Here is a 21,408-nt window from a genome sequence, read left to right on the forward strand (position 1 = left end):
ACAATTATCGGGAGGATTATTACAATGAAATTTAAAATTACAATGACTTTATTTTATGCAACAATGTTCGTATTAGCTGCTGTTTCTGGATTTAGACTTGACTAATAATATTATAGGGGAGGATTTTTTATGACAATCATTAAAAATCTATTAGAAAAACTTTTGTACAGCCCAGTTCTTGGATGGAGACTAGATTAAGAACATATCCTTATAGAAGAGTAAAAGCTTGGAGAGATTTATGCATGATGTGTTTTTAGTTGCTGTTTCCGGTTTAAACTCAATTAAAACGAAGCTATACATCATAGAAGTATTGAATAATTAGTAGATTTATACTCTTCTTTAGGTGAGAGAGCTGGATAGATATATAAACCAGCTCTCTATTTATCATTAAAGGTCATTTAGGGGGCACTTATATGTTCATCGATAGTATTATTATTGGCATTATTATAGCTTTGATTATGGGTGGAAGCTTTCAAGGATTGGTTAATATTTCTCTTAAACACCCTTGGCTAATTGTTGTTGCCTTTGTTCTACAATTCCTATCCATATATATATTTCCCAATCAACTCTTATTAGCAATCATTGTAAGTAATACAGTGCTTATTGCATTTTCAATCTTTAATATCAAATTTGCTGGTTTCAAGTATATGATCATTGGAATTTTACTAAATTTACTTGTAATGGTCGTAAATGGTGGAAGAATGCCTGTTGATGTTGAAGCAGCTAAAGTTATTTCTCCTAGCGATGTACCAGCACTTCTTGCAGGTGAGTATGGCAAACATGTTGCATTATCAGAAAACACGCATCTGAATTTTCTTGGAGATATTTTCTTTTTACAATATCCGTATCCTCGCCAGATCGTCATCAGCTTAGGTGATATTATCTTTTCACTAGGGGTTATCCTATTCTTACATCACGTGATGGTTAAAGGAAAGAAAAAACCCAAGGAAGTGGTTAGGGTTGGAGCGTAATAAAAGTTTATTAATCTATCAAATTTTCTGTCTTATTATCTTTTCTTCATTATTTACTACCCTTTTTCAGCCTATTAGTCTAGATATATGGATTGTTGTTGTAACTTTTGCAGCTGCTGCTGTACTTTTTGAGTTACGACCTATTGTCTTACCTTCAGGGGATAACCTTTCAATGGTTACACCTCTACTTTTCACAGCTGGTTTACTGTATGGTGTATATACAATTTTTCTCATTTGTATTCTAATGTTTATTATCTTATCTTTTATTAACCCTAAAAAGTGGGTTTCTAATGCTTTCAATAGCATTCAGTTTAGTATTTCAGGGTATGTTGGTTTTATTTTTTATAATTTTTTTACAAACACATCAATTGACTCATATATTGTGAATATCCCAGCATTTATTGCATTTTCTATTTGCTTTTATATATCAAACGTATTACTACTCTCTACTTATCTTTCATTTAGAAGTAAAAAGCCATTGAAAACATTTTTTAAAGTATTTTTTGAAAGAAAAGCTGTTCTGATCTTTTTTACTATGAAGGCGCTAGGGCTTATATTAGCAGTAGTTGTACAACATGAAGGCATGCTAGGTATGATTGTATTTTGTACGATTATGTGGACGCTAGGAATATCCTATCGAAGTTATTACAACATGTTTGAACACTTCAGAAATCTTAGTGAAAAAGATGAGTTAACAAAGCTATACAATCATCGATATTTCCAAGAACAACTTGGTTTGTCATTAAAACAAAATGAGAGAACTGCTCTTCTATTAATAGATATTGATCACTTTAAAAATTATAATGATACATTTGGGCACCCTCAAGGTGACCAATTGCTAAGAGAACTTGCACAAATCTTTATGGATACAATTCCTACGAACGGATTGGCCTGCAGATATGGTGGAGAGGAATTTGCCATTATTCTACCTAATACAAATACAAATGAAGCCATCGCTATAGCAGAATCCATACGTCTCAAAGTAGCTAATACTTCCTTCTATGGTGTTGAACATATGCCACAAAAGCGTATTACCGTTTCAATTGGTGTCTCTACCTCTCCTGAGATGGGAACGAAACGAGAACAATTAATTATGTTAGCTGACCAAGCCCTTTATAAAACTAAGTATAGTAGTAGAAACAAAGTACAGCTTTATACATCTGTTATTGATGAACTGAAAGGAAATTATGTCTTCTCTTCAAGGGACGAAGAAGAAGTTCTTCAATCATTAAGAACTTTTCTAATGATTATCCACTCCAAAGATCGCTACACTTACGGACACACAGAGAGAATAATGGAATATGCAGAGAACCTTGCAAAGAAGATTGGTCTATCACCTTCAGAAGTAAAGAATGTTAGATATGGTGCACTTTTACATGATATTGGAAAAGTTGAGGTACCAACAGAGGTTTTAAATAAAACCACAAAACTGGACCAAGATGAGTGGGAAACTATTAAAATGCATGTCATATGGGGGGAACAAATGGTTGAGCCAATTGAAGAACTTCACCACTGCCTACCAATGATCCGTCATCATCATGAGCGATTTGATGGTAGAGGATATCCAAATCAATTGTCTGGTCATGATATTCCACTTGAAGCAAGAATTCTGACCATCGCTGATTGCTTTGATGCTATGACAACAAATCGTCCCTATCAAAAGGCTAAATCTATACCTGAAGCAATTGAAGAAATTATCCGTTGTTCCGGTAGTCAGTTTGACCCTGATCTTATTGATCCTTTCATAGAAGTCATATCTGAATTAAGACCGGAAGTAAAGCTAGCTATAAAAGAAAAGCATGTATTAAATAAAGTTATATAAAATAAGAAGAACAGTCATTGTATATGAGATATAAACAAAACACTGCATTAGTCATTTTAAGTGCAGTGTTTTGTTTATTTAAATTCTTCCTTCTTCTCTCAATACTTCTTCAAAGGCTCTCACTACGTTTTCGTCATAATGTGTATTTACTAGTCTTTTTAACTCATCTAAGCAATATTGAACAGTAAATCCTTTGCGATAAGCTCGATCCTCCGTCATGGCATCAAAGGTATCGCTAACAGCTATTATTCTAGCTTCTAAGACAATCTGCTCTCCTTGTAATCTATTCGGATAGCCGGTACCGTTTAGTCTCTCGTGGTGCTGTTCAATAATTGTAACAATTCCATCATAGTATGAACCCTTGACCATTTCCGCTCCGTCTGAAGGATGACGCTTTATAATGTCATATTCTTCGTCTGTTAACTTTCCAGGCTTATTTAATATTTCTTCAGGGGTGTTGATCTTTCCTATATCATGTAAGAATGAAGCAATATATAAATTTTCGAGCCTTTCTTTTGAAAGTCTCATTTTTTTAGCAATTTTCATCGCATACGTTGCTACTCGTTCACTATGATCCATCGTATACCTGTCTTTTTGTTCAACTTTTTCTACTATACTTGTGAATTCCGAAATGCTCTCGCTCAGTTGATAAAATGTTGGTTCTGTAATGACCCATAGATAAACAACATCTGATAATGTCTTAAAGTGAATATTTTCTGTAATGTTTTTTGCATAATAATAATCATTAGGTCCAAACTTTATCTTTTCACCTTCATGTTCACACTCTAGCTCTCCCTGGAGGATGTAGAAAAACTCCATTACATCTGGATTTTCACTAGGATATATATAGAAATAATTGTCTTTAGCTATAGTTTGGATCATAATTTCTGTCCCATCTCCACGAGCAAGTAAACTTATATCATATGCATCTAACTTTACATGCTCGATGAATGATCCATTTTTTCCTATAGTAAAAGACATTTTGAACACCTCTGTTATAGTATTTACGCTGTTTTGGTATAGATTGTTGCTTTCGTAAAAATCCCAAAAGCCAGATTTTCACTTGGTAGTGCAAAGTTTCTGCTTTGAATTTAGAGAGTTGCTCTTTCCTAACCTTAAAAAGTTAATTTAATCGTATTAAATATGGAAAAATGCTGAAATATAAGATTGAAAAGCAACAAAGTTTTAGAAAAGTACCATTATTTATGCATAAAAACGAGCCTAGACTTGATGTCAGACCCGCTCTCTTTTCCTCATCATATAGTAAGAACTAGTTTTTATCAATTTCTTCTTGTAATTTTTATAACACGTACTGGGTCAATCCATACCCATCTATCTGCAAATCTTACGAGCTTCCAGCTACATTCTGCGATTACACCTTTTTCAGCTGCCTTTTTGATGACTTCATTGGACATTTTAATTGTCTCATTATAAACGTCAGTGATTACCTTATCTAGCTCCTCTGTAAACTTAAGCGTTACTTCATATATTTCTTCATCGATGGCTGCATTATGCGCAGCTACTTCATTAATTCTATTTAACAACTTTTCTGCTTCGGTTTTCATATTATCGTTAACTCTTCCATCAGCAGTCGATAGCAACTCAGTTAGTGCATAGATATTTTGTTGAATTTCTGCTATTTTTCTTTCAATTTCTAATTGTCTTTCTTCAATTAGTGTATCTAGCTCTGTTGATTGTGCTTGCAGTCTATCTATTTTTCTTTGATCATTCCTTGCTTTTCTTGCTTCACGCGAGAGCTTTTCTTTCTCTTCTTTAAGCTTTACCACTTCTTTTTGTTCTTCAAGCACGCGGAAATCTTCTATATACTCTACATGAAGTTTGTCTGCTTTTTCTACTCCATCTGCAATCTTTTTATCAATATCTATATTCGTTTTCCCAATCATCTCTAGAGCTTCTTCAATATCTTTATCTTCATTTGCAAATGCTGGTGTAGCTACACTGAAAAGTAATAAGGCTGAAAGCACGGATAACATAAACTTTTTCATTACTGATTCCTCCTAGGTAAAATTAGTAGTTTAAGATATTCCTTCATTTTCATAAGGGTTAAACAATTCTACTCTATTTTTAACAGTGTTTTTCACATGGTATAATGCTGTATCTGCTCCCTTTATTAGGTTTTCTTTCGTTTGGGCTAAGTATGGAAATGCTGAAACCCCAATAGATACAGTTACTTTTTGATTAGGTAGCTCTTCAACACCATGAAAAGATTCAGTTGAGATAGATTCTCTTATTTTTTCCGCAAGGATCAGGGCATCTTCAGTCTTACAAGTTGGAAGAATAATAGAAAATTCTTCCCCTCCATAGCGACAGGCAAATCCATCAGCTGGAGTCATTCGTAATAATAAATCTGAGACATCTTTTAATAGAATATCTCCTTTTGGATGTCCAAATTTATCATTATATATTTTAAAGTAGTCTATATCTAATAGTAAGAGTGCCACGTCTTGCTGCTCCACTATCACTTCTTCTAATTTTTGCTGAAAGAAGCGATGATTATATAATCCCGTTAATCCATCTTTAATGGATAATGTTTTAAAGTCATCATACATTTTGTAATACGTTCGATACACGATACTTAATCCCATTAATACGACACTAAAAAGGATTATACCAACTGCTCCTTCAACCTCGATAATCTTGGTAATTAGGATTGCAAAAGTCATTAACGTAAAATAAACTCCTATTGATCTGATATCAAGAGAAATGGTGACTCGTTCTCTTGTATAGATATAGATATTGACCAGAAATAAATTGGTAAAGTGATAGATAATGATAAATAGACTGTAGGAAAGAACATGACTTAAATCAATGGATCCGATCTTTCCACCAACAAAAACATAAGTATGTAAAGCCACGATTGCTGATAACGCGTATTGGATACCATTGAAACTAATTGGTTTCCAAGCCTGGAAGTTTCTGCTCACAATAACAATACAAAAGAATAGAATTGTTACTAATATTGGAAAAAACCCATATTGTATACCTACAATAAGTAATAGTGGAGAAATAAAAGTTAAGTCTTCACCATTAGGAAGAAGAATGGGACGCAATTCAAAGACAGCAGCTATGATTGCTACTAGTACAACTGCAATCCATTCTTCAGTAGTTAACATCCTAACATACGTTAGAAAAAGGTAGAGGAATAAAATCATACAGCAATATATATATATATTTAATAGATTGGACTTTAAATATTTCACTGCTAATCTATCCTCTCTCTACTCTAATGATATAAGACTTACCACCGTACTCTGTATCCAGGTAGAAATTCTGCATCATCGTCATCATCATCGTCGTTACTTGAATAGCTGTCTTGCTGCGACTGACCAACTGCTTGAAGTATTTTATTTTCATATTCTTTTAGTGTAATGGTAAAAGTAGATTTAAAAGCCTCTTCTACATTTGAGTCTATTACTGATCGAGTAAATTCATTTAACTTTGAAACACCCATTCTTTCTACTAAAAAATAGGTAGCTGCTAGATAGAAGGCTTCCGAAGTATAATTTTCATTTAATAGATTTGTACTATTAAACGATACGGATTCTCCATTTTTAATGCTAGTTGTGAGTTTATACTTTATATTTTTTAGAATTCTTCCTGTCTTAATGTGATTTATATTCTTTTGTGCCTGCAATCCGTTATACATTGCAATACCTTCATCAAGCCAGTTTGGTAGTTTTTCTTCAATATTCGCTTGGTGAAACACAACATGAGTAAGTTCATGCGTTAAAATATTTGTTAATTCTGAGCGGTCCTTATAAGTATAAAGAGGAATCCATATGTGAGTACCATCTGTAATACCTCCACTGTTTTCTACGATATTTTCAATAGAATCATGTGGAACACCTGCTTGAATTAAAGCATTTTGATATGACTCCGAGTTAGAAAAAAGTAGGATATGTACTTTAGATAGATCTACGTTAATCTTATCAGTAAATAATCCATCAAAATTAATATTATTTTTGATAGTCGGTAATGCTACATTTTTTAATAGTTTCCCTACAAATTCAAGTTGCTTTACTGAAATACCTTGATCACCAGCAGCAACCTTCATTTTTTTTACTGTAATACTTTTTGTAGTTTGTATACCTGACAGACTAACATTAGAGTCGTGACTTATATCGTGATCAGTGACCATTCCATGATCAGTCGTTCCTTCTGCTTGAACCCCTATTGGTAATAAACAAAAAACGAATAGAAAAGGTATAATAATTCTTTTTAACACTGCTTCGTCCCCCAATCTTTTATTTATCCTTGTTATTAGTCTTACTATTTTGGTTACCGTATCTTATCTTAATTGCAAACATGGTTAAGTTAGCAATCATCCTTTTCTCCTCCTCTACCTATCTTATTTTTCTATGTTTTCTCTAGTAGATGTCCAAATAAAAAATGCTATCCCAGGGCTGGAATAGCATTGTTAATATAGTATGCTAACCGGCAACCTGGCGATCATAGTGAATACCTTAGACCCATGGCTTTGTGCCCCTATCTTTCAATAGGTTTACCTTTATCAGTTTATTAAGTTTTTAACAGGACTATATAACTTATCCGAATGTTCTAAATTAGGATAATTTACCTATTACAAATATAGTAAATTATTCTATTAATTTCAAGATAATTCTTTCTACAATATTCTACAAATTACTAAAATTGGAGAATATTCTTCAAAAACTAAAAAAAGTAACTGCTAAAAATATAAACAGTTACTTTTTTCTAACATTATTTCTTTCTTTCATTTGTCTGTGGCGGTTCTTCCATCCACCCATGCTTAATCATAATTTTTGCTCCCTCATGCGCATATTCAAATATATCCTTCATCATTATTGATAATTTAGCAGGTAAGTCATTTCTTAAGCTAAATGAAGTACCTAAAGAATTACCTCCTAAGGAAAAACTACAGAAAAGACTGACGCAGTACATCATAATTTTGTCAGAAAATGGAGATTGTTTAGACGTCGTAATATTTCCTCCTGCAGTAGTAGGAATCTGAATATGATCCTTTAAGAAAATCTCCATTAATTCTTTGACAATACTTTTTGCAAGTTCTCCCCCTTTTGTAAAGAACTTACTTGCCTCCTTTTCAGTAGCACATTGAGCAAAGCCAAAAATCATATTCATTCCTATAACATTAGATTCAATCGCATGATATAAATGTGCAATTTCTACTGTATTTAACGATCTTTTCTCATTTAGGGGATTAAATCCTCCGAGATAACTACCACTCTTAACAAATTCTACCGAAGGCATAGTTGAGACATAAGGAGATCTTGTTAGCAACCCCTTCTTCAATAAATATTGTGTACACTCGTCATAACACTTTTGGGTAATGATTGTCAGCTCTCTAAATAATGCCGTTATATCTGCTCGATAGGCCATAGTTAGGTTCAGTGTATGCATTCCCATACTAATTTCCTTTATTAGTCGAAGAAACATGATATCAAAACCATTGTCATATAACTTAGGAACTTCTTTATTCACATCTTCTGTCGTAAATCCAACTGGTACAGCCACTCCCTCTTCTTGAAAGATCTTCTTTATCTTTTCAGCATAAGGATCAATTTCATGGCAGAGACTCACCATAATCTCTCTTGCTTCATTATCTTCTGCTTTTTCTATAAAGTAATCTAACATCCTTAACAGCATGGTTTTTTGTTGATAAGTGATCCATAATATTCCTATCTCTGAGGAAGAAATAGACGGGGGCATTGACATGTAACATTCCTCCAACCTTTTCTAGTCAGCTAAATCAATATGATTATTCTTCACTAAAATGAATAATTAATTCGGTTATGAAGAAAATTTAATCAAAAAAAACTAAAGACAGTAGGAATTTCCTACTGTCTTCAGGTAAATAGTTATTGTGATATCTATATTGCACTATAAAGTTGCTATTACGATTTGATTTCTGCCTTTTTCCTTTGCTTTGTATAGAGATTCATCCGCCGCTTTGATTAGTTCATTTCTTTTTATATTTTTAGTAGGAATGACTTGTGCCGCTCCAATACTAACTGTCACCCTATTACTAATGAGTGAACCTTCGTGAGGAATATCTAATTGTGAAATAGCTAGGCGACAATTCTCACATACTTGGTGTAACTCATCGTTATCCAGATGTGTGAAAATAGCGATAAATTCCTCTCCACCTATTCTCGCGATATGTCCCTCATAATCCCTTAAGGTTGTTTTTAATGTGGAGGCGACCTTCTTTAAACACTCATCACCAGCTTCATGTCCATACGTATCGTTATACAGTTTGAAGTAATCGATATCGATATAGGCAACAGAAATCATTTGCTCTACTTTTAATGCATTTAACCAGTTATGTTCAAACGTACTATCAAAATAACGTCTATTAGGAATTTTCGTTAATTGGTCTTCATAAGATAGATTTCTTAACTGTTTATTAGCCTTCTCTAATTCATCCCTTGAATTTTGAAGTGAGATTGTCCTCTCATGGACCTTTTCCTCAAGTGTTTTATTGAGAATAGCCAACTCATTAGATACTCTTTCCATTTCGCTAAACGCCTTTTCTGACCGATGTGCAATAATAGAAGATTGTGAGAATATAAAAACAAATAGACCTAATGATGATAAGTTATACGTATGAATTATACTATTTACCGACAAGATGTCATTGATGACTGTGATAGATAAGAAACCTGCACATAAGTTGACAAAGAGTGCGCCTTCTTCCTTTTCCTTCAAGGCCCTTATTAAGGCAAATGAAACATAAATAATCCCTAACAAGGTAACTATTTGATAAATTATAATGCTTTGAGTAAATACTTTAGGTACAGTAACAATGACAAATAAAGAGGAAACCAAACTAATAATCGTTAATATTTTACAAAATAATTTTGAAAATTGCCTCGGGTATAACATATGCAACACCCAACAAAACAGGGGGACCGAGCAATAGAAAGTTAAGTATTCCATTTTAATAATATATTCCCATTGAATGAATGGGAAAAATTGTGTAATTAACATCTTTTTAGTAACTAGTATCCGTATTGAAACAATAAAACAGACTAAACTAAAGAGTAACATTGAAAGATTCTGTTTTCTTAGTATGAAGAGTACAACATGGTATAAACCAGATAGTAATAGAGCACCAAAAATAATCAGTTCAAAAGCAATGATCGTAAAGGAACGGTCCTTTATATCGTTAGCATTTCCGAAGTTTATGCTTTCCCATATACCTCCATCTCGATAATGAAAATTTGCCACTTCCATTACCACTTCTACCTGTGAATTTTCCGCATAAAAGAATACATCTTGAGGCTTAAAATAGGGCACAGTCTCTTGTTCAGTTACGCCTATTTCCCCACTTGAAGCCACTTTCTCTCCATTAATCCAGAGAACATATGCAGTGGACACAGTAGGAAGAGATAACCCCAGCTGTTGATCATTTGATACATTTTCAATGACAAGTCGATAACTACCATATCCCAATGGTGGTTGATCTATATTTCTATGCCAAGTTGAGGGTACTGTTATATACTGTTTTGCCTCTTTATTTTGAGTTAGGGAGTCTTTCCAATAAAATTCCCACTCACCATTTAAACGAATAATTTCGCCTGTATCATAATCCCAATTATGAAGGCTAAGCCTTCCTTGTTTAATTTCATATTGAGATTGTGTACTTAATCCCGATAAACTGCATCCTGATAGCAACAGTAAACTAATTAAAACCATATAAATTAATTTTTTATACAAGTTAATTCCCCACCTATATATGGGCTAGCCCCATAACATATTCAATTCTTTACTGGTTCGGGATAAATTTTATATACATAGATCCATCTATTTATAAAATTGAGCTACTTGCTTTTTAAAGAGAATGGCATCTAAGCACTTTAGTTTATAGTATCTATTGTAAGTACAGCTTTCCAATCTAGCAATAGATGCATGATAACAATAAATGTAAACATAATAAATTTCGACAAAAGTTCTATAAATCTATCAATTTTCACCTCTTTAAAAGAGAGGAAAATAGTCCTATTATTATATTATATAGTAGAGTTTTAATTTTATCATAATTAGTTCTGACTCAATAGTAACAAACTATCAAAAGACGATAAAGGCAAAGCTACGGAAACGCAGTGACGCAAAGCTTTAGGGGCTTCGTTTACATTTAGTAAACATGCCAGCCAGCTGCCGAAGGATATGGTTATTATTAAATAAACCTATACTCCTTCTAGGAGTATAGGTTTATTTTCATTTATTAAAGGAGGTTTTTGTATGAAGGAGGAAATTGGTTTACTACATTATGAGATAGAAAATGTAAGATTACTTTTAATACAAAAAGTAAAAGAAACAAAAGGTTTTAATCATTCTCTTGTATTAGAATATAGTATGATTTTAGATACATTAATTAACAAAGCTCAAAGAAATACATCACAATCATAAAATCAGCTTCTAGATAGTAAAGCTAATTTTAAATCTAGCTAAACTCTATTTCAAATTAAAAAGGAGACCGTCAAAATAATTGAGCGATCTCCTTATGAGTTTGTTAGCAAAAGAGTTTATTTAGAACTTCTATCTAGAAGCGTTAAAAATTCCAAACGTGCATCAGGTCTGTTGGCGAATGCCCCACTAACAGCTGTCGTAGTCGTTGAAGCCTTAGATTTCTTAATTCCTCTACCGCACATACACATATGTTTAGCTTCAATGACCACCATTGTTCCTTGAGGTTCAAGAACTTCCTCAATTGCTTCAACGATTTCGTTTGTCAATCTTTCTTGTACTTGGAACCGCTTTGCGTATCCTTCAACCATTCGACCTATTTTAGATAATCCCGTTATTTTTTTATTTGGTATGTAACCAACATGAGCGACGCCAAAAAATGGTGCAAAATGATGTTCACACATTGAATAGAATTCAATATCCTTTACTAGAATTAATTCTTGATGCTTCACATCAAATACTTTTTCTAGATGAGATTTAGGATTTTCTCTATATCCTTCTGTATATTCAAAAAATGCCTTTAATACTCGGTATGGAGTTTCTTGAAGACCATCTCGATTAGGATCATCACCGCATACTTCTATCAAGTCCTTAATAGCATTCATAACATTTATCGATTGGTTAATCTTTCTTTTACTCTCATCAGAATCTCCCTCTAGTATGTCAGGGAACTTTTGATGAAGGAATGTACTAGACACAATTGACATGACTATCGCTCCTCTATTAACTACCAATTTATTTTAAGATTTATATAACATTTTAATAGATATTTTATATTTATAACTCATAAGAGGTCAAATCCTAAGTGTCATCCAAGTGACCATATTCGAGGAAATTCTACATAAAGTTTAAAATATTTTCATTTCTCAATCTTGTTACTAGATATTATCTAATGTAAAAATCTACTTTTTTTGTCCTATTTTTATATTAGAAAGTAGATTATGTAGAATTTAGTCGATTTCACCCTATTGTAAATACACCTACAAAAATATACAATTTTAGTAAGACTATTGCACTAGAACTTACAGCTAAATCAAAGAACCATTTAAAAATAAGTTTACATTCGTTAAAGATCAGTGAAAGAAATAAGGAGGGAAATGTTTTGGAGAAAGTATTAAAGGTTAAAAATGAGACAATATCCACACTAAATTCTAAACCATTCTCTGATTCTCTCACCCTTACCGATCAAAGAATGTATGTATTTTCATTAATAACCTTCGAATTAATTATGGCAAATGCCTTAGCTAGAATGCAGTTAGGTTGTACATCAGAGGAACTTTCCAATTACACTTTTTTAGATTTATTTGGAGACCAATCCAATAAGTACTTCCAATCATTTGCAACACAATTAAGGACTGGTCAAATAAAAGACACTTCTTTCTCAGCCTATTTAAAAGAAAGTAACTTTACCCACAATAAACCTGTAAAAGTTGCACTTCAGCTGATTCAAGGAAATGAGCACCCCCTTTGCTTCGCAATCATTACCGATAGTCTAGCAGAGAATACAAATGTTGAAAAAGATATCTTTGTGCCTAATTCTAACTTTCTATTAAATAATACAGGTAGATCCTTATTTTATGAACGTTTAGAAAATGCAATTCATCTAGCTATGCATCAAAATAGTATGGTATGCATTCTACTTCTTGATCTAGATCGATTTAAAAATATTAACCACTCTTTTGGTAAAAAGTTAGGAGATGCATTCCTAAAGCTAATCGAAGATCGACTTCGAGTTTTCGTAAGAGAAAATGATACGATTTCCCATTTTGAAGGAGATGAATTTCTTTTTATTTTCCCTAGTATTCCTTCCATCTCAGTAGCTTCACGAATTACAGAGAGAATACTTCATTCTTTTTCAAAACCTTTCCAAATAAACGAACATGAACTCTTCATTACACCGAGCATCGGTATGGCTATTTATCCATATGATGGAGTTGATGTTGAAACACTAGTTAATAATGCTGAAAAAGCCATGTATAAAGCAAAGGAAAACGGTGGAAACACCTATCATATTTACAATACTGATATGAAGTCTAATACATATGAGAAACTAGTATTAGAGAATGATTTACGAAAAGCAATAGCTAGAAATGAATTCATCTTATATTTTCAACCACTAGTAGATATTAAAACTGATAGAATCGTTAGCATGGAAGCTCTAATCCGTTGGAATCATCCTTCAAAAGGTATGGTATCACCTTTTGAATTTATCCCTTTAGCTGAGGAGATTGGTTTAATAGATAGAATAGGTTATTGGGTAATGAAGGAAGCATGTAAAAGGTTAAAAGAACTACACGACTTAGGGCATACTTTTGTATCGATGTCTATTAACATTGCAGCACCTCAATTTAAAAATAAAGATTTTCAAAATAGATTAGTTGCTATTCTAAATGAAAACAAATTGAACCCTAATTGTTTAACCCTAGAAATTACAGAGTCAAGCGCGATGGAACATTCCAATAAATTCATTGAGTTATTTAATCAATTAAAAGGAAAAAATATAAAAATTGCCATTGATGATTTTGGAACGGGGTACTCTTCATTAAGTTATTTAAAGCAATTAAACACTGATACATTGAAGATTGATCGCTCATTCGTTAAAGAGATTTGTTCAAGTGTTGAAAATAAAGTAATTGTGAAAGCCATCATCCAATTGGCTCATGCTTTAGGCATTAAGGTGGTTGCTGAAGGTGTTGAGACTCAAGAACAGTTGGAAATATTACGATCATTAGATTGTGACATTGTGCAGGGTTATTTTATAAGTGTTCCCTTACCGTTTACAGAAGTACGTGAATTTTTATGTAAATAAAAAAAGTAATTCATACGAATATGGTCAGTTGCTCTTAGACTTTGTGTTATAAGATACGTAAAGAATCAGGTGGTGTTCTCATTTTGTTATATTTAACTAGAATATTAGATTTTTCAGCAACACATTCTTATACGATCCCTGCATGGACAACAAATAAAAACAAACAGGTTTTCGGACCATGTAGTAACCAAAATGGACATGGACATGACTACAAACTAGAGGTTGTTGTTAAGGGTCCCTTAATTGGAGAAACAGGGATTGTCATGAATACCGTTGATATTAAACAGAAAGTAAATCAATTTTTAAAAAGTGAACTTGATGGTAAATTTTTAAACAAGGAAAATGACTATTTTAAAGATCACATACCAACTACAGAAAATATAGTAAATTATTTATGGAATGCAGTTGAAAACATGTTTGATGATTGTACCCTACATCGAATTCGTTTACATGAGAACCATTACTTATTTGCAGAAAAGGAGGATAATTCAATGACTCGCCTTACAAGACAATACCATTTTTGTGCTGCACATCGCTTACATAGTGATCATTTATCCGATGAGGAAAACATTCGTTTGTTTGGTAAATGTAATAACCCTCATGGTCATGGTCATAACTATTTTGTTGATGTCACAGTCCATGGTGAGCCCGATCCGACCACCGGTATGATTATAGACTTAGGTGAAATGGATCACATTGTAAATACCACTGTAATTGATAAATTCGATCACAAGCATTTGAACTTAGATACGGATGAATTTAGAGACCTAAATCCTACTGGTGAAGTGATGGCAATGGTGATTTTTAACATGCTAGCTTCTAAAATCCCTAATCTCTATAAGATTGGGTTATGGGAAACAGATAAGAATTATTTTGAGTATCTAGGAAATTAACCTAGAGATGAGAGGGGAAAAATATGAATCTTAAAACCCTTAGTAATCCAAAGATAACGTTAAAAAGAACACTTCAAACTGCGTTACTTTTTGACGTGTTTTGGGAACGTTGGCATGTACATGGTGTTAGTCTAGAAGATATAGATACGGTGCGTCAAACAACAACTTCAATAAATGATTGGGAATCTAATTGGAATAGATTAGCTCAACAAAAAAGAACCGCTGCTGATCAACTGCTTAATCAAGGACTTCTAGTAGAAGCAGAGGAAATGTATCGGTTAGCTAGTCTTTATTACAATTTAATTTATTGGATCTTCCCTGCTCTCAATGAACAAAAATACAAGTGGTATCAAGAATGTTTAATGACAACTAAACTTGCTGATTCAACTTCATCTATCAAAACAGAATATCCAACAATTTCTGTCGGAAACAGCAACTGTAAAGGTCGCATTCGTGTTCCAACAAATCCTAGAGGATGTATCATTATAGTGAATCCTATTGATTCCTCTAAGGAAGAACTTTTTTCTTATGAGTCTGATTTCAATCAATCTGGATTCGTCACTGTAAGTTTTGATGGTCCTGGCCAGGGAGAATCCTATATTCATAGTGGTCAGAAGGGAAACAGGATTATGTGGCAAGATTTTATAGATAATGTAATTTCACATACCTACGAACGATTTGCAGGAACTCCCATATACCTTTTTGGTACTAGCCTTGGTGCTACATGGGCCTTGTATGGTAGTAGTCACCCTTTAGTCTCGAAGACGGTTGCAGTGAGTCCAGCAATAGAATTTGATCATTTAAATTTGCCGAGTTACTTTTTACAAAGAATGGATTTCTGTAATGCATTAAGTCCGGAAGAAAGATCTATGCCTGATTTTAATGGTGTAAACTTTTCTTCTCCTATCATGTTGTTTCATGGGCAAAAAGACTTAATGGTTCCATCTTCTGATATGTATAATTTTTATAACAAGCTTCCGGAAAATAAAAAAGAATTGATAGAATTTGAACATGAAGGACATTGCTGCAATTTCAAACTAAATGAGATTCGTAAAAGATCTATTCAGTGGTTTACTAGTTAAATAGCAAATTTAAAATCATAGCACAATCATATACCGTTATTTGGGGGAGTGACTCGTTGAAAAACAAACTGTTAATTGTGAATACTAGAAATAAGGTTATCATTTATTTAATCATCATATTGGGAATATTGAACGTACTATCACATATCACCACTTCTCAACCAATTGAGTACTACATCGGTAGCATTGTTTTAATCGCTGTAGCCATTGTTTGTTTAGTTTTGGCTTTTATGAAAAAATTCATCTTACAAATCATGTATATTAATACTCTATCCGTTTTTGTGGTTTTATTTATTAGTAATACAGGTGAGATTTTCTTATCTAACATTACCTCATTAATGGCTATATTAGTATTAATTAATATTTATCAAGATTGGAAGGTAACTTTGCTAGGATCGTTTCTTTCATTTTTCAACTTAAATTATGTGATGTATTTTAATGAAAGTTTCCCTGAAGTTATGACAAACCTTAATAGCATTAGCCCCATATTTATCAATTTTGGTATGTTAGTGCTTACTATTTCGCTCATCTCTCAGGCAGTATTGAGTGAAAAGTTCCGCTTAAAAGCAGAAGAAAATGAAGGTAAAGCATTACACCTAGCTTATCACGATGCATTAACCGGATTATTAAATCGTTTAAAGATAAGCCTAGAGTTACAACAAAATATTCAGAGGGCAAAGGATAATCCTAATTTTGAATTTGCAATGATGATCCTCGACCTCGATAATTTCAAGTCAGTGAATGACACTCTTGGTCATGAAGCAGGAGATAAACTATTAATGAAAGTGGCGGACATCTTATTATCCTGTACTAGAAGTGTAGATAAAGTTAGTCGTGTAGTCGGTCGTATGGGAGGAGACGAATTCATCATTTTAGTTCCAGCCCATTCAAGTAAGTCTGAACCAGGTCCTACTGCCGAAGAACTAAGTAAAGAAATTGGTGAAAGAATCTTAAATACTATGAGAACTTCTTTAGTAATTGATGGAGTTGATCTAGTCAATACGTTTAAGGTTACTGCCAGTATAGGTATATCCCTTTCCCCTCAGTCAGGGAAAGATGATGTTACAATGTTCCGACATGCAGATATTGCTATGTATCATGCCAAAAAGAATGGAAAAAACCAATATCATATCTATTCGTCTGACGAAACCCAATCAATGATTCAGTAATAGTAACAAGAAAGGACGATTGAGAATGTTTAATCGTAGAACTTCCCCTAGGATTAACCTAGATGAAACACTTGATATGTGCATTAAAGAACCTGAACTAAAAAACATTCCCATTAGAATTGACGAAATTAGCTATAAAGGCTTACGTTTTAAATCAGTATGTGACTTGAATGTAGAAGAACTATCCTTTATCATTCCTACCTTAGACGAGCATGAAATGATGAGTGGTAAAATCGTTTGGAAAAAGCACGATGGACAAAACTACATTTATGGATTAGAAATCTTTCGTACTAGTTTTGTGAGAAATTAAACAATTAGAATTTGGAGTGAATACGTTCTGTGAATAGAAGTTTAGAAGGAAAAGTTGTGATTATTACAGGAGCAAAACGGGGAATAGGGAAAGCTACTGCTACACTTTTAGCAAGTGAAGGCGCTTGTGTATGGATCACATCACGGCAAGTGCAATCCCCTCATGAGTATCCAGTTGCTCAGCCTGGTGAAGTGCAAGAAGTGTTTCTAGATGTAACTGATGAAAAAAGTGTTGTAACACTATTTGAAAAAGCGTTATCTACTTTTGGTAAGGTGGATGCGTTAATAAATAATGCAGGTATTGGTATATTTAAACCTGTTGAGGAAACAACACTTTATGAGTGGCAAAATGTAATCAATACGAATCTAACAGGAGTCTTTTTATGCTGTCGAGAGGCCTTCGCCTTAATGAAGCATCAAGGTGGTGGGCGCATCATCAATATATCCTCTATATCAGGATATATTCCTTTAGCTAATAACGGAGTATATGGAGCATCTAAACATGCGATAAATGGACTTTCTCAGATCTTAAACGAAGAAGGCAAACATGAAAACATTCGTGTCTCAATAGTAAGTCCAGGTGCAGTATTAACGGAGATGACAGCTAATATAGAGGGACTTAGAAGTGAAGATATGCTTAATCCAGAGGATGTAGCTGAATCCATTTTAGATATTGTACGTCGACCTCTTCATGTTCGTATCGATGAAGTGAAGATATTCCCTTCTAAAGGGGTATTGTAATCCTACAGGATAAAACATATCTTTAAAGAAAAAAACTTTTCGTTTAAGTATGTTTTATTTAGATAAGTAGATTAATAAGCAAAAGAGTTTTAAAAAAAGTTATTTATAAAGAAACTGAATCTTAAAATCCTTCCTTCTAAACATGAAAGGATTTTTTTTTGCTTATTTATCACTTATACATACTCAAAGATATAAAGAACAACAAAGTTTTACGTTCACTGCTAAAAAGGAGACACTCTAAAAAGTGCTCTCCATTTAACAAGTTACTTCTATTGCCGATAAATAGGGAAAAATTCCTTATTATACTCCTCTCTCCTATAATAATTTTTCCAACTCTTAATCAGTTCCAAATATTTTTCTTCATGATGTACCTTTTTTCCTATATAAAAATTTAATAAACCTGTTGGATTAAATCTCTTCTTATATTGAAATAAGGAATCATCGCCTTTATAGCCTCCCCCTAAGTGAAGCTGCTTAAATTGATGGTTGATTCCCCAAAGAGCTGCCTGATAATATAACAGATGGTTTGCTCCAAGATGCAGGAACTTTTTATCAGAACCTCCTAAATGGTAGTGTAAAAAGCCTTCTTGATATAAGAAAATTGCAGCCGCAATGGGCACTTCATGATTGTATACTACTACCATTAAGGAGTTGTTTGGAAGGTCTGTAAAAATTCGGTGAAAGTAGGCAGAAGGAAAGTAATAATAATCTGAGGCTTTATTTTTGTCCATTGTTTGATAGTAGAGATTTAGAAAGGTGGGAATTTCATCGACTGCGTCAGAACCTTGTATTATTCTGGTTGTCAAACCTTGCATGATTGCTTTTCTTGTATTTCTTCGGTGATTTTTGTGAAAATTTCTTAGTAAACTTTCTTCATCCTGCTCTAAATTTATATAAACCGTATCTCTTATGTTTAATACATCCATATATTCCTCATGATACAATTCGTTTTTTACTAGGGGGTGAAAACGTATGAATTCTGTTATGATGTTCTCTTTTTGACAGTATTCTTCAAATGCCTGCCTAAAACCTTTGACCATTGTCTCTGATAGGGTTCCAATAGGACCACCGTATCCATATGGAGTGATACTATCAAAATACTTTTCCTTGTCATTAACAAATGGAAGAGTAGCCAATTCTCTTTTTAAAAAAGGATATATAATCTTGTCTCCGTTGTGTTCATATACAAACAGATATGGCTCTCCATCGCCAAGTGACGTATATAATTGGCAATATTCTAGTTGAAAATAAATATCTGTTAATCCACATCCCTCTAGTTCTCGCTGCCATTCCTCTTTGTTGCTGCCGGAAAGTGAATAATACATTTAATTCACCTCATCTTTCATTTCTTGCTCTATGACTGACATTAAACAGTGAATAACTCGTTGTTGTTCCTTACTGGTTAAGCTAGCTCCTGATGGTAAGCAGATTCCGTTTTCAAATAAATGACTTGATACACTACCAACCTCCTGAGTAGTAAAGAATAGATTGTTTTTATAAACAGGCTGTAAATGCAATGGTTTCCAAACTGGTCTTGCCTCAATATTTTGTTGTTGCATTGTCTTTATGATCTTATTTCGATCTAGTTTGGTATTCTTTTGATCAACAGTGATACATGTCAGCCATCTAGTTGAGTATCCATCAGATATTTCAGGCATGAAATGAATTCCTTTAATCTTTGAAAGTTCATTAAAGTAGTTGTTATAAATAGATCTTTTTATTTGGACCTTTTGATCAAGTTGAGCTAATTGCCCTCTTCCCACTGCAGCAAGCAAATTACTTAACCGATAATTATAACCCACCTCTTCATGTTGATAATGCATAACAGGTTGGCGAGCTTGAGAAGCTAAGTACCTTGCCCTCTCTAGTGCTTTCAAGTTATCTGATACCAGCATACCTCCACCTGATGTAGTGATAATTTTATTACCGTTAAAAGAAAAAACTCCGAACTCACCGAATGTGCCACTAGACTTATTTTTATAGGTGGCCCCTAATGATTCAGCTGCATCTTCAATAATCGGTACACAATACCGGTCGCAAATCTCTTTAATCTTGTCAAACTTTGCACATTGTCCATATAAATTTACAACAATGACCGCTTTAGGACGTTTTTTAAAACGATACACACAGCTTTGAAATGCTTTTTCTAATGCTTGAGGACACATATTCCAAGTATCTCGATCGGAGTCAATAAAAACAGGCTCAGCTCCTTGATACAAAATGGGATTTGCACTTGCGATAAAGGTTAAAGATGAACAAAACACATAATCTCCAGGCCCTACATCTATTAACCTTAAGGCGATATGAAGGGCAGCAGTACCGGAACTAGTAGCAACGGCTCCTTTGCTACCAACTGTTTCAGCGAATTCCTTCTCGAAAAGGTCCACTTGTGGTCCTAACGGTGCAATCCAATTTGAATCAAAGGCTTCTAGTAGAAGCTTCCTTTCTATATCTCCCATATGAGGAGGTGATAGAAAGATAGGGGAATCTTGATTGCTTCTCTCTTCCTCTTGATCCTGCTGACTACCTGTAAAGGGTGGCATCGTTACATACCCAGGTGATTGAACACCTCTTCTTACCATTACTTTAAACACTGTTAGTATAATGATTTTTAGATCGACCCAAACGGAACAATGATCTACATACCATATATCTAACGAAAACTTTTCCTCCCACGATATAGAATTTCTTCCATTTACCTGCGCCCACCCAGTGATCCCAGGTTTTACTTCATGACGACGTTGTTGAAAAGAATTATATAAAGGGAGGTATTCCATTTTTAAAGGTCTTGGACCTATAAAACTCATATCTCCTTTCATGACATTGAGTAACTGAGGTAATTCATCTAAACTAAATTTTCTTATAAATAGCCCTATCTTTGTCATTCTCTCCTCATCTGATAGCAAATTTCCTGTTTCATCCATCTCATTTGTCATGGTTCTAAATTTATAAATTTGAAATGGTTCACCATTTAATCCAGGTCGTTTTTGTATATAAATAATCGGGGAGCCAATTGTCATCTTAATGACAATTGCAACTACTAGCATTAATGGAAATAGTAGAATGAATAGACAAGTAGAAAAGAAGAAATCAAACAACTGTTTATAAAATTTAACATACATATT

General features: G+C 33.5%; 18 protein-coding genes and 2 riboswitches. Of the genes, 9 read left to right on the plus strand and 9 right to left on the minus strand.

From position 1 onward, the window contains the following. The first annotated feature begins 413 nt into the window (after window positions 1-413). Together LT143_RS15225 and LT143_RS15230 are read left to right on the plus strand one after the other, a co-directional pair. Complete coding sequence (locus LT143_RS15225; protein ID WP_246944168.1) at window positions 414-971, plus strand: DUF5317 domain-containing protein; 558 nt, start codon at window positions 414-416, stop codon at window positions 969-971. Beyond that, a complete protein-coding gene (locus LT143_RS15230) occupies window positions 961-2,793 on the plus strand; it encodes a bifunctional diguanylate cyclase/phosphohydrolase (RefSeq protein ID WP_246944169.1) in 1,833 nt (610 codons plus the stop codon). The genes LT143_RS15225 and LT143_RS15230 overlap by 11 nt, the downstream gene beginning before the upstream one ends. A gap of 78 nt (window positions 2,794-2,871) precedes the next feature. On the opposite strand, the gene LT143_RS15235 is transcribed toward LT143_RS15230, so the two are convergent. From LT143_RS15235 to LT143_RS15260, 6 genes are all read right to left on the minus strand, one after another. Further along, window positions 2,872-3,774: an HD-GYP domain-containing protein gene (locus tag LT143_RS15235; protein WP_246944171.1), complete on the minus strand. Its 903-nt coding sequence runs from the start codon at window positions 3,772-3,774 to the stop codon at window positions 2,872-2,874. Between the two features lie 299 nt (window positions 3,775-4,073). After that, window positions 4,074-4,799 carry a hypothetical protein gene (locus tag LT143_RS15240; protein WP_246944173.1) on the minus strand — a complete coding sequence of 242 codons (726 nt, stop codon included), beginning with the start codon at window positions 4,797-4,799 and terminating at the stop codon, window positions 4,074-4,076. A 30-nt stretch (window positions 4,800-4,829) separates the two neighbouring features. Next, window positions 4,830-5,927 carry a GGDEF domain-containing protein gene (locus LT143_RS15245; RefSeq protein WP_246944175.1) on the minus strand — a complete coding sequence of 366 codons (1,098 nt, stop codon included), beginning with the start codon at window positions 5,925-5,927 and terminating at the stop codon, window positions 4,830-4,832. Window positions 5,928-6,052: 125 nt separating this feature from the next. Next, a complete protein-coding gene (locus LT143_RS15250) occupies window positions 6,053-7,039 on the minus strand; it encodes a peptidase MA family metallohydrolase (RefSeq protein ID WP_246944177.1) in 987 nt (328 codons plus the stop codon). Window positions 7,040-7,247: 208 nt separating this feature from the next. Continuing rightward, window positions 7,248-7,330, minus strand: a riboswitch (cyclic di-GMP riboswitch). A gap of 203 nt (window positions 7,331-7,533) precedes the next feature. Continuing rightward, entirely contained in the window at window positions 7,534-8,526 is a 993-nt protein-coding gene (locus tag LT143_RS15255) for a DUF3231 family protein (protein ID WP_246944180.1), read from the minus strand. A 165-nt stretch (window positions 8,527-8,691) separates the two neighbouring features. After that, window positions 8,692-10,530 (minus strand): sensor domain-containing diguanylate cyclase, encoded by a 1,839-nt coding sequence (locus LT143_RS15260; protein ID WP_246944184.1) that lies wholly within the window; start codon window positions 10,528-10,530, stop codon window positions 8,692-8,694. Between the two features lie 356 nt (window positions 10,531-10,886). Further along, a riboswitch (cyclic di-GMP riboswitch) is annotated at window positions 10,887-10,976 on the plus strand. Window positions 10,977-11,055: 79 nt separating this feature from the next. Here LT143_RS15260 and LT143_RS15265 point away from each other — a divergent pair. Then, the gene (locus LT143_RS15265) at window positions 11,056-11,223 is read left to right on the plus strand and encodes an aspartyl-phosphate phosphatase Spo0E family protein (RefSeq protein ID WP_246944186.1); all 168 of its coding nucleotides are present in this window, start codon (window positions 11,056-11,058) and stop codon (window positions 11,221-11,223) included. A 116-nt stretch (window positions 11,224-11,339) separates the two neighbouring features. Here the strand turns inward: LT143_RS15265 and folE are convergent, their stop codons facing one another. After that, the gene (folE, locus tag LT143_RS15270; protein WP_246944187.1) at window positions 11,340-11,987 is read right to left on the minus strand and encodes a GTP cyclohydrolase I FolE; all 648 of its coding nucleotides are present in this window, start codon (window positions 11,985-11,987) and stop codon (window positions 11,340-11,342) included. 395 nt (window positions 11,988-12,382) lie between these two features. Between folE and LT143_RS15275 the strand changes: the two genes are divergently transcribed. From LT143_RS15275 to LT143_RS15300, 6 genes are all read left to right on the plus strand, one after another. After that, window positions 12,383-14,089 (plus strand): putative bifunctional diguanylate cyclase/phosphodiesterase, encoded by a 1,707-nt coding sequence (locus LT143_RS15275; RefSeq protein ID WP_246944188.1) that lies wholly within the window; start codon window positions 12,383-12,385, stop codon window positions 14,087-14,089. Window positions 14,090-14,172: 83 nt separating this feature from the next. Continuing rightward, window positions 14,173-14,982 (plus strand): 6-carboxytetrahydropterin synthase, encoded by an 810-nt coding sequence (locus tag LT143_RS15280; RefSeq protein WP_246944189.1) that lies wholly within the window; start codon window positions 14,173-14,175, stop codon window positions 14,980-14,982. 23 nt (window positions 14,983-15,005) lie between these two features. Continuing rightward, the gene (locus tag LT143_RS15285) at window positions 15,006-16,064 is read left to right on the plus strand and encodes an alpha/beta hydrolase (RefSeq protein WP_246944190.1); all 1,059 of its coding nucleotides are present in this window, start codon (window positions 15,006-15,008) and stop codon (window positions 16,062-16,064) included. A gap of 77 nt (window positions 16,065-16,141) precedes the next feature. After that, window positions 16,142-17,233 (plus strand): diguanylate cyclase domain-containing protein, encoded by a 1,092-nt coding sequence (locus tag LT143_RS20640; RefSeq protein ID WP_246944191.1) that lies wholly within the window; start codon window positions 16,142-16,144, stop codon window positions 17,231-17,233. A gap of 25 nt (window positions 17,234-17,258) precedes the next feature. Then, window positions 17,259-17,543: a hypothetical protein gene (locus LT143_RS15295; RefSeq protein ID WP_246944192.1), complete on the plus strand. Its 285-nt coding sequence runs from the start codon at window positions 17,259-17,261 to the stop codon at window positions 17,541-17,543. Between the two features lie 29 nt (window positions 17,544-17,572). Continuing rightward, window positions 17,573-18,283, plus strand: a complete 711-nt coding sequence (locus tag LT143_RS15300) for an SDR family oxidoreductase (protein ID WP_246944194.1) — start codon at window positions 17,573-17,575, stop codon at window positions 18,281-18,283. 269 nt (window positions 18,284-18,552) lie between these two features. Here the strand turns inward: LT143_RS15300 and LT143_RS15305 are convergent, their stop codons facing one another. Both LT143_RS15305 and LT143_RS20645 read right to left on the minus strand, forming a co-directional pair. After that, on the minus strand, window positions 18,553-19,608 hold the full coding sequence (locus LT143_RS15305) for a lipid II:glycine glycyltransferase FemX (protein ID WP_246944196.1): 1,056 nt from the start codon (window positions 19,606-19,608) through the stop codon (window positions 18,553-18,555). Then, a complete protein-coding gene (locus LT143_RS20645; protein WP_336296623.1) occupies window positions 19,609-21,405 on the minus strand; it encodes an aminotransferase class I/II-fold pyridoxal phosphate-dependent enzyme in 1,797 nt (598 codons plus the stop codon). It lies immediately after the preceding gene. Window positions 21,406-21,408 lie beyond the last annotated feature (3 nt).

Origin of the sequence: Bacillus pinisoli, from assembly GCF_023036475.1 — a bacterium.
In the GTDB taxonomy this organism is placed as follows: domain Bacteria; phylum Bacillota; class Bacilli; order Bacillales; family SA4; genus Bacillus_BS; species Bacillus_BS pinisoli.